The organism is Nocardia sp. JCM 38205 (assembly GCF_058222935.1).
On the sequence record NZ_JBYHFL010000001.1, the window covers coordinates 129,126 to 143,647 of the forward strand.

Annotated in this window: 12 protein-coding genes; 3 read left to right on the forward strand and 9 right to left on the reverse strand. The window is 66.9% G+C overall.

Annotated features, from left to right (window positions below):
* Positions 1-132 precede the first annotated feature (132 nt).
* Together AC4HOU_RS00660 and AC4HOU_RS00665 are read left to right on the forward strand one after the other, a co-directional pair.
* Positions 133-3,342 (forward strand): beta-phosphoglucomutase family hydrolase, encoded by a 3,210-nt coding sequence (locus AC4HOU_RS00660; protein ID WP_490724239.1) that lies wholly within the window; start codon positions 133-135, stop codon positions 3,340-3,342.
* A 75-nt stretch (positions 3,343-3,417) separates the two neighbouring features.
* Positions 3,418-3,870 (forward strand): hypothetical protein, encoded by a 453-nt coding sequence (locus tag AC4HOU_RS00665; protein ID WP_130916803.1) that lies wholly within the window; start codon positions 3,418-3,420, stop codon positions 3,868-3,870.
* Between the two features lie 393 nt (positions 3,871-4,263).
* Here AC4HOU_RS00665 and AC4HOU_RS00670 read toward each other — a convergent pair whose 3' ends face one another.
* Positions 4,264-5,874, reverse strand: a complete 1,611-nt coding sequence (locus tag AC4HOU_RS00670; protein WP_490723984.1) for an ABC transporter permease — start codon at positions 5,872-5,874, stop codon at positions 4,264-4,266.
* Positions 5,871-6,785 carry an ABC transporter ATP-binding protein gene (locus AC4HOU_RS00675; RefSeq protein ID WP_194982217.1) on the reverse strand — a complete coding sequence of 305 codons (915 nt, stop codon included), beginning with the start codon at positions 6,783-6,785 and terminating at the stop codon, positions 5,871-5,873. The genes AC4HOU_RS00670 and AC4HOU_RS00675 overlap by 4 nt, the downstream gene beginning before the upstream one ends.
* A gap of 238 nt (positions 6,786-7,023) precedes the next feature.
* On the opposite strand from AC4HOU_RS00675, the gene AC4HOU_RS00680 reads away from it, so the two are divergent.
* On the forward strand, positions 7,024-7,521 hold the full coding sequence (locus AC4HOU_RS00680; protein WP_490723985.1) for a DUF6764 family protein: 498 nt from the start codon (positions 7,024-7,026) through the stop codon (positions 7,519-7,521).
* A gap of 62 nt (positions 7,522-7,583) precedes the next feature.
* Here the strand turns inward: AC4HOU_RS00680 and AC4HOU_RS00685 are convergent, their stop codons facing one another.
* The 7 genes from AC4HOU_RS00685 to AC4HOU_RS00715 form a co-directional block, all read right to left on the reverse strand.
* The gene (locus tag AC4HOU_RS00685; RefSeq protein ID WP_194993588.1) at positions 7,584-8,360 is read right to left on the reverse strand and encodes an anti-sigma factor; all 777 of its coding nucleotides are present in this window, start codon (positions 8,358-8,360) and stop codon (positions 7,584-7,586) included.
* A complete protein-coding gene (gene sigK, locus AC4HOU_RS00690; RefSeq protein ID WP_308646153.1) occupies positions 8,308-8,892 on the reverse strand; it encodes an ECF RNA polymerase sigma factor SigK in 585 nt (194 codons plus the stop codon). Before sigK ends, AC4HOU_RS00685 begins: the two co-directional genes overlap by 53 nt.
* 194 nt (positions 8,893-9,086) lie before the next feature.
* On the reverse strand, positions 9,087-9,902 hold the full coding sequence (locus AC4HOU_RS00695) for a DUF1295 domain-containing protein (protein WP_490723986.1): 816 nt from the start codon (positions 9,900-9,902) through the stop codon (positions 9,087-9,089).
* Positions 9,899-11,182 carry a class I SAM-dependent methyltransferase gene (locus tag AC4HOU_RS00700; protein ID WP_490723987.1) on the reverse strand — a complete coding sequence of 428 codons (1,284 nt, stop codon included), beginning with the start codon at positions 11,180-11,182 and terminating at the stop codon, positions 9,899-9,901. The genes AC4HOU_RS00695 and AC4HOU_RS00700 overlap by 4 nt, the downstream gene beginning before the upstream one ends.
* Positions 11,179-12,456, reverse strand: a complete 1,278-nt coding sequence (locus tag AC4HOU_RS00705) for a class I SAM-dependent methyltransferase (protein ID WP_490723988.1) — start codon at positions 12,454-12,456, stop codon at positions 11,179-11,181. The genes AC4HOU_RS00700 and AC4HOU_RS00705 overlap by 4 nt, the downstream gene beginning before the upstream one ends.
* A complete protein-coding gene (locus AC4HOU_RS00710) occupies positions 12,453-13,202 on the reverse strand; it encodes a DUF1365 domain-containing protein (protein ID WP_490723989.1) in 750 nt (249 codons plus the stop codon). The genes AC4HOU_RS00705 and AC4HOU_RS00710 overlap by 4 nt, the downstream gene beginning before the upstream one ends.
* Positions 13,202-14,512: an NAD(P)/FAD-dependent oxidoreductase gene (locus AC4HOU_RS00715; protein WP_490723990.1), complete on the reverse strand. Its 1,311-nt coding sequence runs from the start codon at positions 14,510-14,512 to the stop codon at positions 13,202-13,204. The genes AC4HOU_RS00710 and AC4HOU_RS00715 overlap by 1 nt, the downstream gene beginning before the upstream one ends.
* Positions 14,513-14,522 lie beyond the last annotated feature (10 nt).

Here is a 14,522-nt window from a genome sequence, read left to right on the forward strand (position 1 = left end):
CGCATCTGCCGATCTGTGTGTTATTCACGGACCAAAGCCACTTCTCTTGCTCGTCGGTCGCAGGCACGATCGATGGTGTGCACAGCCCGGATCATTCCCCGATCCACCGAAGGTAGGCGGGTTCAGCTCATGATGCGCCTGGACGAGCAACCGACTGCCCGCGTTCGCACCGCCAACGGGTATGCCGCGGTTGTTTTCGACATGGACGGAGTCGTCACAGACACCGCCGCCGTTCATGCCGCAGCGTGGACCGTGCTCTTCAACGACGTACTACCCGCACTGAGCGGCGGCGACGGCCGACCGCAGTTCGACCCCATCAAGGACTACCGCGAGCTCGTCGACGGACGAAGCCGCGAAGATGGTGTCCGCGCGTTCCTGGCGTCGCGTGGTATCAGCCTTCCCGCCGGCAGCCCGGACGACGGGCCGGATCAGCTCACCGTCGCCGGGCTGGCAGCACGCAAACAGCAGCTGTTCGCCGACGAACTCGCCCGCTCGGGCGTTCGGGTCTTTCCCGATGCCGCGCGGCTGCTCGAAGGCCTGCGCGACGCGGGCGTACCTACGGCGCTGGTGACCGCCAGCCGCAACAGCGCCGCCGTCCTCGACGCCGCGGGGATCACCGGCTTGTTCACCGTGCGCGTCGACGGAACCGATGCCCTGTGTCTGTCCTTGCCCGGAAAGCCGAATCCGGCGATGTTCCTCGAGGCCGCGCGACGTCTCGACTGCCTGCCTGCCGAGGTGGTCGTCCTCGAAGATGCCACGGCCGGTGTCCAGGCCGCGGCCAGCGGCGGATTCGGACTGGTCGTGGGCGTCGACCACACCGGCACCGGCGCGCAGCTGGACGCCGCAGGCGCCGACATCGTCGTCACCGATCTCACCGACCTGCCGCTGGTGCCGCAAGCCGGCTATCCGCACCGGCCACGACATCGGTGGGGCGCCGGCGCGGCCGGAGCCGGCCCCGGGGGCTGGAACCTCATCTACGACGACTTCGATCCCGCCGAACAAGGAACGCGAGAAGCCCTGTGCACCACAGGTAATGGCTACTGGGCCTCACGCGGCGCGTTTCCCGGCACCAGAGCCGACAGCATCCACTACCCCGGTACCTACTTCGCCGGCGTATACAACCGCCGCACATCTGAGATCGCCGGACGCCTTGTCGAAACCGAGCATCTGGTCAACGCACCCGACTGGGCGTACCTCACCATCCGACGCAGCGACGGAGCCGAGCTGTTGCCCGGCACACCCGCCATGGTCGCCCACCACCAGAACCTGGACCTGCGGGCGGGGGTCTTGACCTGCATCGACCGATACCGAGACGACGACGGCAGGTTGACCCGGGTGACCACGCGCCGGTTTCATTCGATGTCCGATCCGCATCTGGCCGTTGTCGAACTGACGATCGAGGCCGAGAACTGGTCCGGCACAATCACAATCACTTCCGCGATCAACGGACGGGTATCCAATCGCAACGTAGCCGCCGACCGGGCACTGAGCGCTGATCATCTGCGGCCCGGTGGCTACCGAGCGATCGACGCTCACACCCTGGTGTATGAGGCGACCACCACGCAATCTGCCGTCACGATCGCGACCGCGACCCGGACACGAGTGGTAGGCGTCGATCAGATCGAGGCCGTTGTTCATGAGGATGATGGGTGCCCAGGTCACTCATTCACGATCGGCGTGCGCGCGGGCGTCCCCGTTGTCGTCGAGAAGACGGCGGCGGCGGTGACCTCCCGGGATCGGGCATTGTCGGCGGCCGGATCGGAGGCAGCATTCCGAATTCAGCAGGCACCGAGCCCGGCAAAGTTACTGGCAGCTCATGTAGCGGCATGGGCACAACTATGGGATCGGTTCGGTATCCAGCTGGTCGACGGCCGGCACCATCGGCTGGCACTCAACCTGCATGTCTTCCACGTCCTGCAGAGCACGATCCGGGCCTGCCCCGATATCGACGCAGGCCTTCCTGCTCGCGGATTGCACGGTGAGGCCTACCGAGGCCACATCTTCTGGGACGAGCTGTTCGTCTATCCGATGCTGACTCTGCGCCGCCCAGAGGTCACCCGCTCATTCCTCCAATACCGGTATCGCCGACTGGACCGAGCCCGGGCCAACGCTCGCGCGGCAGGGCTGGCAGGCGCCCTATTTCCCTGGCAGAGCGGCAGCGACGGGCGTGAGGAAACCCCCAGCATGCTGCTCAACGTGCGAAACGGGCAGTGGATCCCCGACAACTCACGGCGCCAGTACCATGTCGGTCTCGCCATCGCCTACAGCGTCTGGCAGTACTACCAGACGACTGCCGATCGCCGATTCCTCGTCGACTGTGGTGCAGAGATCATCATCGAGGTGGCGCGGTTGTTCGCCGATCTTGCTGTCCACAACTCCGAAGACGACCGTTTCGACATCTGCGCCATCATGGGACCCGACGAGTATCACGACGGATACCCCGGCCGCCCTGGTGAAGGCATCCGCAACAACGCCTACACCAATGTGCTCGCATCGTGGGCACTACGCCGAGCCCGCGAGATCATCATTCTCCTGGAGGGCCACGATTGCGGCCCCCTGTGGGATCGGCTCCGGCTGCGCCCCGACGAGCCGTCACAGTGGGACCGGATCAGCCGCCGGATTCGCGTGCCGTTCCACCACGACGGCATCATCAGCCAGTTCGACGGCTACGAAGGCCTCGACGAATTCGATTGGGAAGCATACAGATCGAGATACGGACACATCGAACGCCTCGATCTCATCCTGCAGGCCGAGGGCGACACGACCAACCGCTACAAGGTCTCCAAACAGGCCGACGTCCTGATGCTGTTCTACCTGTTCTCCGCCGAAGAGCTACGGGAGATGTTCGAGCACCTCGGGTACGCACTCCCGCCCGATCTCATCCCCCGCACCGTCAACTACTACATCAGCCGAACCAGCCACGGATCCACACTGAGCCGGCTGGCACACGCATGGGTCCTCGCACGCACCGACCGCGCCATGTCCTGGTGGTTGTTCACCCAGGCGCTCGAGGCCGATCTCGCCGATACCCAGCGCGGGACCACCCGCGAAGGCGTTCATATCGGCGCCATGGCGGGGACCGCCGACATGATCCTGCGCTGCTACAGCGGCATCGAGACGCGTCACGACATGTTGCGATTGCACCCAGTGCTGCCTGCTGAGCTCAGCGAAGCAGAGTTCACCGTGTCCTACCGTGGGCAGCCGATCACCATCACCGTCACGCACACGCGAGTAACTCTCCGACTCCATCCGAGTGCTGCGGCCCCTATTCGCGTCCATGTCGAAGGCATCGAACGCGACATGGGGCCAGGCCAGGTATGGGAAGTGGCACTGGAAACGTAACCCGGTCACCTTCGACCCTGGTGGCGACGACTTCCGGCACTGTGGACCATCGCCGCGGCGCGCGATCGTGGACTGATGACCCATCACATCGAAGCTCCGCCCTCCGAGATCGCGCGATGGTCCCTGGTCGCAGTGTCCGGGTTCATCGCCTTCTGGGCCATCGCGGGATTCGTCGGCCTCGTCGGGGGCGGTGCTGATCTCAGCCGAGACGTCACCGAGCGGGTACCTCTCCAGAGCCCTGCCCTCGCTGGAACACTGCTGTTGATCGTCGTCGGCATCCCGATGACGTCGACCTGCGCGATGGCGGTGGCCAGACCCGCCACAGTTCCCGCCATGGCGATGCTCAGCGGGATAATGCTCCTCGCTTGGGTGTGTGTCCAGCCGATCATCATCGGCCAGGTCCACTGGCTCCAACCGGCATTCGGGTTGCTGGGGTCGGCCGTCGCGCTTCTTGGAGCCGCAATGCGCGGACGCCGCTTCCGGTTTGTCGCGCAGTCGGCTCGGCCGGGAACCTCACCCGGCCGGTGAAACCACGCCTCGTTCTGAACCGAGCGTTCGCAGAAGATCGTCCACTGTCCTTACTCACGAAAGGAGCCTGTCATGAGCTGGTCGGTAGCGGCTGTCCTCATTGCCGTGATCTTCGCGGCGATGGTGATCGTCTCGACGTATCTGTCCACCAAGAAGCCCTGATCCAAGAAGCTCTGATCGTGCGGTATCGGTGAGCACCTGGAAACGGTGCTCACCGGTGCGTTGGTCACGCTTGCCGCGCGTACTGCAACACCCTGCACGCAGCCATCACCGCGAAGCCGTCGACGATGATCAGCGGCGGCCGCGCTCCGGGCGTACCAACAGACCCACGAGGAACAAACACGTGGACGCCTGGTGTGTCGATGCGTGCCGTGCCGACGGCATCGTTGTTCGTCAGACGGTGACGTCACGGCGCCGAAAGCCGGCGAAACCCGCTGCGAGCAGGAGACCCGCAACCGATAGCAACGCCGCTGACGGACCCATGGCGGCTTCTTCGAGCGGAGCCTGCGGTGTGTGCCGGAACGGTGAGCCGTCGCCGAACCAGCCGGGCAAGTCGAAGGCGGCGCTGAAGAGCAGCACCACGACGCAGTAGGCAAACACTGCCCATGCCAGCACCGCCGCCCCTTTCGGAATCCATCCGAAGCCGGCCACCGCGACAGCGATGATCACCCACACCGCGGGTAGATACACCAGTGCTGTCACAGCGAGCCTGCCCGGTTGCGCCGGATCGCCGGTGGTTATTCCGTAAGACACTCCCGCACCGAATCCGCCGGCGACCGTCACCAGGGCAGTCCCGGGCAGCACAACGGCAAGATGGCTCGCCAACCATCGACCTCGCCCGATCGGGGCAGACAAGACGGTGTCGGCTCGGCCGGCGACCTCCTCGGTCCGAGCTCGCAGAACGGCGGCGACTCCGTAGGCGGCGGCGAGCAATGAGGTGATCGATATCGTCAACGTGAGGTAGGAGTCGACGGCATCCTCGACGCCGCCCGGCAAGTACGCGGCGATGGCAGGATTATCTGCCAGGTACTGCTCGATGCTGTCGGCGAACGATCCGTACGCAACGCCCAGCGCGAAGACTCCGCCACACCAGGCTGCGAGCACAGCCCGCTGCAACCTCCATGCCAAGCCGAGCGGCGAACCGAGCAACACCGACGCGCCTGCGCGGCCGGTGCCGTAGCCGAGCAGTCCCGCGCCGAAATCCCTGCGTTCCAGCAGGAACGACGCGATGCCCACCAGTGCAGCGGATGCTACGACGAACAACAGCACCGGCCACCATCGGTCGTCGACGTACGGGTAGGTGCGCTGCCCCCATCCGATGGGCGACGCCCAGGCCACCGCGCTGTCGCCGGCATCACCGACGGCGCGCAGTACGTACGCTCCGGCAATGGCCGTTGTGATCGACCCATAGACACTGCGGGGGTTCTCGAAAATCTGTGCCGCGACGCACGTTGCCGCCGCGAAGGTGAAACCGATGCCGCCGACAGCGACCCCGGCCAGAATGGACCCGTGGATGGGCAGCCCGCTGGCCGCCGCGGCGGCGAAGACAACCAGCCCGGCCGCGACGTCGGCTGTGGCAGCCGCCGCGAGGGCCGCCACCATCGGCGCCCGTCGTCCGACCCGGGTCGATCGAACCAGCTCCGCCCGCCCGGTCTCTTCGTCGGAACGGGTATGCCGGCCGATCAAGAACATGTTCATCAAGGCCGCGACGATGGCCAGGTAGGCAAAGATCTCGAACAGCACCTCGCCGCCGACGCTGTGGAGCAGCCGCGCAGGACCACCGGTGGCGAGCGCGGCCGCACTCGCTCCGAGGGTGGCCCGCAGTTGGGCCAGCTCTTCGGGAGTGCCGTAGAAGCGCTGGCTGCCCACCGACTGCATGGTCATCAACGCCCCCAGTCCGAGCAACCATAGCGGCAGGGCGAAACGCTCTCGACGTAGTGCGAAAGCCAGCAGTGCGCCGGTGCCCGCGAAGCTGCTGGGTCGGGCGCCGGCCGCGACGATCACGACGTCACCTCGGCGGGCCTGTCGGCCTCCGCGTAGTAGCGCAAGAAGATGTCTTCGAGCGTCGGGGCGGTACTGGTGAGGCTGCGCACACCGATCTCCGACAGCACCCGCAACACGGTGTCCAGATGCACCGCCTCGGCCTCGAAGCGCGCATGGCAGCCGTCCATCACCAGGCTGTGCACCCCGGCCGTCGTTTCCAACTCGACGGCGGGACGATCGGTTCTGACCGTCACTGTGGTGCGGGTGAGATGGCGGAGCTCATCGAGTGCTCCGCTTTCCACGGCATGCCCGCTGCGGATAATGGTCACTCGATCGCACAGCGCCTCGACCTCGGCCAGAATGTGACTCGACAACAAGACGGTGCGTCCGTACGCGACGAGCTCGCGGACGCACCTCTGGAATTCCGCTTCCATCAATGGATCGAGTCCGACGGTCGGCTCATCGAGCAGCAGCAGCTCGGCATCCGAGGCCAGCGCCGCGACCAGCGCCACTTTCTGCCGGTTGCCTTTCGAGTAGGCACGTGCCTTCTTGGTCGGGTCCAGATCGAAGCGCTCGAGCAGCTCTGCGCGACGGTGCCGGTCGAGGCCACCACGCAATCTGCCCATCAGATCGATGATCTCGCCCCCGGTGATCCCAGGCCACAGGGTCACCTCGCCGGGAACATAGGCGAGTCGAGCGTGCAGAGCGACCGCGTCCTTCCACGGGTCACCGCCGAGCAGGCGAACGCACCCGGCATCAGCACGCACCAGGCCGAGCAGGATCCGGATGGTCGTCGTCTTTCCCGACCCATTCGGCCCGAGGAATCCATGGACCTCTCCAACGCGGACTGTCAGGTCGAGGTCGTCGAGCGCTCTAGTGCGGCCGAACGACTTGGTCAGACCGGATACCGAAATCGCCGCGTCGGGGATCATCGGTCCATCGTTGCCACCGGCGCGGTCGCTCAGCGAGAGCCGAAGGTCCCTGCACCTGCTGCTTTGTGCCCTGACCGGATCTCGGAACCAGGTTGGCGGCGGATGCGTCGCCCAATCTGCATCGCTTTTGCATCGTTTTTCGCGTAGTGTGATACGTCACAGGTTCGAGGTTCAGGCCGATCGACCGCACCACAGACAGCGGCCGCGACTGTCGCCCATCGACAACAAGGAGCTTGCCATGTTCTGTTTCTCGGCTACCCGCTCGATCGGGCTGCTGGTCAGCGCGGGCGCAGCGTCGCTATGCGCCCTCGCCGGTACGGCGACCGCGAATGCGGCGCCCGTGGCCTCGTGCCCGGCGCCAGGCGCAGCGGCCGTTCAAAGCGCTGGAGATGGGGCGTCCTGCACGGCCCGAAGCGAGGCCGGCGGTGCGGCCGCCGCTTACGGCTTCGGGGGCAGCGCCGATGCGGACGCGGCCACGACGAGCCTGTCGCTGGCGATCGCCATGAACGGCGGCACCGCGACATCGTCGTCGCAGTTCCTGTCGGGACCCGCTGCCATCGCGGTAGGCCCCGGCGCGCAGGTGGACACTGTCGGCATGCGACCTGGACTGTCAATCGGTATCGCAGGGCCGGGAGCCACGGTGAACGTGACCGGTACCAGCACACCCACTTGCACCGGCGGTCTCGCTTTCGCTGGAGATTTCCAGACGCTGCAGGGCTGTCTATCGCTCGGTTGAGATCGTCGACGCCGATGTATGGCCGTTCGGTGGAACTCGTACGGCGTGGAGCTTCGAAGCGATCAACCCAGCGGCACCGCGACAACCGGTTCGGTGGTGGGCTGCACAGAACCGCCCTCCGGTTCGACCGACACCGCCAATTGAGCCGCATCACCTGTTCGGACGACCCGCGGCGCGTCCGGAGTCGGCAAACTATCCATGACGCCCACCGAATACGGTTGTCCCCCAGCGGGTATCAACCACATCTGATAGACCTTGCCCGGCGGAGGCGGCGGCATATCGTCGAACAATACTGCGGCAGCAGCCAATCCCGGCGATGAGAACACCGACATTGCTCCACCGTTGGCCGACTGGACAACCCGATTGCGGGTATCGGGTTCGGCGATCACTTGTTGTGCGGTCACCTGGCCCGTATCGTCCGGCCGTCCTAGATAGGAAACAATGCCAGCCCCGACTGCGATCGCGACAACCAATGCCGCAGCCGCAACCAGCCACCGCAGTCGCCGCGCCCGATCGCGTCGTTCGGACAACCCATCGACCACGGCGGAGTGATCGTCGATTGCGCGGAGCAACGCCTCCTCGACGTTCGGCGGCGCCGGTACCGCGTGGATTACCGTCATGCTCGCCAATGTCTCGCGCACAGCCCGCACGGTGTCACAGAATTCGCCTGCGGTGGACTCGTCCGCCTCATCGAGCAGACGCTCGGCTTCACGCCGGTCGGCGTCGGACAGAGCGTCGAGCGCATAGGGGTAGGCGAGGTCGAGCAGTTCGCTGCGCCGGGAATCGTCAGACATCGCCCACCGCTCCTGCGAGGCAGCTCTGCAGCCGTTTGAGCCCATCACGGATACGGGTTTTCACCGTCGACAACGGAATGCCGAGGTAGTCCGCGACTTCGGCGTACGTCCGGCCGCCGTAGTAGGCCAGTGCGACCGTCTCGCGTTGCCGGTCGGTCAGCGTTCCGAGGCATTCGATCACCGCCCGCTCTTCGTAACGCTGGCCGACGGCCTCGGCCACCGTATCGTGTTCACGCCCGAGGTTTCGCTGGCCGAAGGTCAGATCCCTTGTCGCCGAAGATGATTCGATCCGGACACGGTCGACGGCGCGGCGGTGGGTGATCATCATCAGCCAGCCGATCGGGCTGGCCAGCCGCTCGTCGTATTTGTCGGCGGCGTTCCACACATAGAGGTAGACCTCTTGGGTGATCTCTTCGGCCGCGGCCGGGCGGCGAATGATGCGCAGCGCCAGCCCGAACACCCGATCGTGGGTTGACCGGTAGAGCTCGGTGAAGGCCGCGCGGTCCCCGGCGGCGATCCCGCGCAGATACTCCTCCAGCCGACGCATGAGTTGCTTTTCGGCCGAGGGCCTGGTCACCGGACACGTCGCGGATCGGTCGGGCTCAGGGCCCGGGTCCTGACCGAAACGAGGTCCGTCCGCCATCGATGTCCGTTTCCGTACGTTGTGGGTGCCCGAGGGCCGTTCCGTGGCCGGGGAACCACTCGGATGTCCGGTTCCCTGGTCGATCGGTGAGGATGCTACTCGACGCCCGTCCGAAGTCAGCAGGTACTTCATGACGACCGGGCCTGGTCGGAACGAGCGGTCCCGCGCCGTCGTGGCGGCATCGGGAAGAAATAGGCGGTGCGGCACTGGTAGTCGCGGTAGCCGGGTCGTTGGCTCATGGTCCGTTCGAGCAGACGGGCGCCGGTGCCGTAGACCAGCACGTAGGTCATCGCCATCGGTGCGATCACAGTGAGCACGCCGGGCCAGGAACTCGCCGCCACCAGCCAGATACCCCACCAGACGCAGCAATCGCCGAAATAGTTCGGATGCCTGCTCCATGCCCACAGTCCGCGATCCATCACGGTGCCGCGGTTGCGTGGATCGGCCCGGAACGCTTCGAGTTGATGGTCGCCGACGGCCTCGAAGGCGAGGCCCACCGTCCACACGAGCACGCCGAGGCCGAACACCAGCCATCCCGCACCGGCGGTAGCGTCCGAAGTAGCGGAGACCTGGATGGGCAGCGATATCACCCACTGCGCCAGCCCCTGCGGCAGGAAGATCCGCCGGACGGCGACAACCGGCCGATGTCCGTGCCGGTCGAGCAGGGCGGCGTAGCGCGGGTCTTCGCCCTTGCCCGCGGTACGGCGATACAGGTGCAAGCTCAATCGCAGGCCCCAGACGCCGACCAGCGCGAGCATCACCAGCTCGCGAATCGCAGAACCGTCCCCGGCGAGGGCGGCGACCAGCGCGACCAGGACGAACCCGAGCCCCCAGGTCACATCGACCACGTTGTAGCGGCCGAGCCGCCGTGCGATGACATACGTGACAGCCTGCGCCGCGGCGAGGACGATCAGCGACGAGACTGCGACGACAACCAGATTCATCGGACCCACACCGTCCTCGACGCCGAGCGGGAACGCGGTCGGGCCGACGACGTTCGCCGCAGGACGATCTGGTCGACGCCCATCCGGCCGTGCTCGAAGGCGAGCGCGCCGCCGGCGAGGTACAGCCGCCAGGTGCGTGCTCCTTGCTCGCCGAGCAACGCCGCCACCTCGTGCCAATGCCGGTCCAGCCGGTGCAGCCACGCCCACGCGGTCCACACGTAGTGTTCACGCATGGCCTGCACATCGCGCACCTCCAGGCCCGCTGTTTCCAGCATGCCGAGGGTGTCGCCGATCGGCCGCATCGCCATGTCCGGGGCGATGAACGATTCGATGAACGGGCCACCACCGGGATGGCGGCCGTGCCGTGACATCTGTTGGATCAGCACCGGCGCCCCCGGTGCGGCGGCGTCGCGCAAGGTCTGCGCGTAGCGCGGGTAGTTGCGGCGCCCGACGTGCTCGCCCATCTCGAGCGAGGCGACCGCGTCGAATCCGCCGTCGGTCAGGTCGCGATAGTCCAGCAGGCGGACCTCGACCCGGCCGGTGAGATCTCGTGCGGCGACCTCGCGTTCGAGATGACGCTGTTGCTCCCGGGAGATGGTCAGGCCGACCACGTCCACGTCGTAGTGCTCGGCCGCGTGCAGGGCCAGCGCACCCCAGCCGCATCCGATGTCGAGCAGCCGCATACCCGGTGCGAGGTCGAGTTTGCGGCAGACCATGTCGAGCTTGTCCAGCTGGGCTTCGGCCAAGCCCGACTCGGCCTGCGCGGGACCCTCCGGCGCACCGCCGCTGTAGTAGGCGCAGGAATAGGCCATGACGGGGCCGAGCAGCAATGCGTAGAAATCGTTGGAGGCATCGTAGTGGTGGCTGATCGCGGCACGGTCGCGCAGGCGGGTGTTGCGCCGGCCGCGCAAGCTCACCTGCGTGTCCGGAGGCGGCAGCGGTGACCCGATCGCCCCGAGCCGAGCCGCCGCGGCGACCAGCCGTGCCACATCGCGCGGCCGCACGCCGGGCAGGTCCCGCGGTGTGACGGCGTGCCATACCGCGGTCAGCGCGGCGCCGAGCTCGCCGTCGATGTCGAGCTCACCGGTGACGTAGCCCTGTGCCGCGCCCAGCTCCCCTGGATGCCACAGCACCCGGCGCAGGGCGCGCGGGCTACGCAGGATGACGGTCGGCGCGTCACTCGGCCCAGCGGAACTGCCGTCCCACGCGATCAAACGAACCGGCAGCGGGCCGCGCAGCACGGGCCGAAGGACCGATTCCAGACGGGCGGCGACACTCACGGCGACTCCTGGTTCCGTTCCAGCACATAGTGCTGGACATCGAGATATCCGGACCGGAATCCGGCCTCGGAATAGACGAGGTAGAACTGCCACAGCCGGCGGAACGTGGCATCGAATCCCAGCGCCTCGATCGCACCGGCGTGCTCGTCGAATCGCTCGCGCCACAGCCGCAGCGTCTCGGCGTAGTGCGCTCCGAACGCGGTGCGCGACAGCACCCGCAGCGACGGGCAGCCCGCGACGGTGGATTCGATGGCGTCGGTGGACGGCAGGAAGCCGCCGGGAAAGATGTACTTCTGGATCCAGGTGTAGGTGCGGCGACTGGCGAGCATTCGCTCGTGCGGCATCGTGATCACCTGGAGTGCGATGCGCCCACCGGGTTCGACCAGCCGATTCAGGCAGTCGAAATACGTCTGCCAGTACCGGTGTCCGACCGCTTCGATCATCTCCACCGACACGATCGCGTCATAGGTTCCGCCGATCGCGCGGTAATCGCAGAGCTCGATGGTGACCGCGGACGCGTAGCCGGCGTCGGTCACGCGGCGGCGCGCGAACTCCAGTTGCTCGGTGGACAGGGTGACCGAATGCACCGTCGCACCCCGCGCCGCGGCGCGCACGCACAGCTCGCCCCAGCCGGTGCCGATTTCCAGCAGCCGGGTTCCCGGGCCGACGCCGGCCGCGTCCAGTATCGCGTCGATCTTGCGATGCTGAGCGGCCGCCAGCCGCTCCCAGCGGACCGGGCCGGAGTCGAGTTCGGCCGGATCGAACAGCGCGGCCGAGTAGCTCATCGTCTCATCGAGAAAGATCCGGAACAGCTCGTTCGACAGGTCGTAGTGGCGTTCGATATTCGATCTGGCGTTGTCGACGGTGCCGTCCTCGGCCCGCGGTGGTGCCGGCAGCAGGATCGACCGGAATCGCTGCAACGACGGCGGGATCAACCGTGGTAGCTCGGCGGCGAACACCGTCAGCACACCCGCGGGGTCCGGTGATGTCCACTCCCCTGCCGTATAGGACTCGCCGAAGCCGATCAGCCCGGTGCTGCCGAGCCGGGAGAAGAACGCCGCGCGGTTCCGAATGATCATGCGCGGCAAGGGATCGGTCGCCGATCCGACACCGCCAAGGGTGCCGTCCGGGAACTCCACCCGGACCGGCAGACGCGCGAGTGCGCGCTCGAACAGCACGGCGGCGCCATTGGCCAGCATCCGCGCCCGCAACCCGGCGGGCGGGGCGGGCACGAGCCCACGGCCGGTCGTCTCGTCGTGGCAGGTGTTGATCACGATGTCGTCCTTGCTGTGTGATCGGCGGATTCGGCACGGGGTCGCGGAATCACCGGAACTCCCCTGGCCCACAGCGCTATCCCCTGCCTGCGGATGCGGGCAGCGGTGAGCCACGATGCGAACGGTGCGCGCAACTGGGCTCGCAGCAGGGTGTGGGAGGTCAGCGGGACCCGGTGACCGGTCATCGACGCGTGGAACGGTGCCCGGCCGGGTCGGCGCAGCGCGATCTCGATCGCGAGCGTGCCATCCGGCTCGGGCATCCGCAGGTGGTATCGGCCGTCGACGGCGTTGAACGGTGAGACGTAGAACTGCTTGGTCACCTCGGCGTACCCGTAGCAGTCGGGATGCACGACGTAGGCATGGCGTTGTCCGTAGGTGTTGTGCACCTCGGCCACCACGCAATCCAGCCGTCCGTCGGCATCATGGCACCAGAACACGGTGAGCGGATCGAACACGTAGCCGAGCACCCGTGCGCTCATCAGTGCTGTGATGGGTCCGGCCGGCGCGTCGAGGTGATGTGCGGTCAGCAGATCGGCGACGCGTTCGCGCAGCGTCGCGCCCGGGCCGTCGAGGTGATCGCGCGCGCGAACAGCGCCGAGCGGCCGTAACCACCAGGGCAGCTGCGGCGCGGCGTCGATGTCGAAGAACCAGCTGTAGCCGCGATAGTCGAACCCGTGACGCACCGGCTCGGCACGGGCGTGCCGGATGCGGGTGAGGTAGAGCGCGGGGGTGGTCGATGGGGTCATCACGCGCCTACCCCGATCGCGGCGGGATCGGCGGGTAGCCGACCGCGGCTGATGCGACGAGCGGCACGCAAGCCGGAGCTCGCCCCGTCCTCGTGGAATCCCCAGCCGTGATACGCGCCGGCGAAGGCGATTCGGTCGGTATCGAGGTCCGGCAGGCGCAGCTGAGCGGCCACCGACTCCGGGGTGTACACGGGGTGCTCGTAGGTCATCTCCGCGATCACCCGGCCCGGATCGATCAGCTCCCGTCCGCCGAGGGTGACCAGGAAGCGACGATCGGTGACGTGTTCCAGACCCATCAACCGGGTGAGGTCGTAGGTGACGACCACGCCGTCGGCATCCCGATCAGGTGCCGGCACACGGTAGTTCCACGACGCCCACGCCCGTTTCGCCGTGGGCAGGATCGACTCGTCGGTATGCAACTGCGCCGGATTCACCGAATAGGGCATCGCGGTCAGCACAGCGCGCGCGTGCGCCGACGGTTCGGCGAGCATGGCCAGGGCCTGATCCGAATGCGTCGCGATCACCACGGCGTCGAAGCGACGCGGGCCGGCGTCATCGATGACCAGCACGCCGGTCTCGTCCTCGCCGATGGCGTGCACCGGGGCACCGGTCCGCACCTCGGCGATCCGGGCGGCGATCTTCTGCACGTAGCAGGCCGAACCGCCGACCACCGTCCGCCAGGTCGGCGAACCGTAGATGGTGAGCATGCCGTGGTGGTCGAGGAACCGGAACAGATAGTGCGCCGGATACTCACCCGCTACCCGGGGATCACAGGACCAGACGGCCGCAACCAGCGGGGTGAGGAAGTAGTCGAGGAAGTAGTCGCTGAATCGATGCGCGCGCACGAAGTCGGCGAGCGTCATCGTGTCGTCGGCCGACCGCAGCAACCGGGACGCGGCGCGGTGGAACCTCGGCACCTCCGCCAGCAATGCCAGGTAGCGGGGCTTACCCAGATTCCGAATTGACGGGAACAAACCCGCGATCCCCTTCGCCCCGGCGTATTCGAGCCCGATGCGATCTGCCCGTACGGACATGGACATGTCCGTGTTGCGGGTCGCGACGCCGAGTTCGTCGAACAGCCGCAGGAGAGTCGGGTAGGTGCGGTCGTTGTGCACGATGAAGCCGGAGTCGACGTGAACGAACCGGCCCGGCGCGTACTCCACCTCATGGGTGTGGGCGTGGCCACCGAGCCGGGTGTCCTTCTCGTACAGGGTCACCCGGTCGACATCGCTCAGAGCGTAAGCAGCGGTGAGTCCGGCGATCCCGCTGCCGACGACCGCGATCTCGCGCACGCCGGTGCGTTCAGGCATGCGTGCTGTC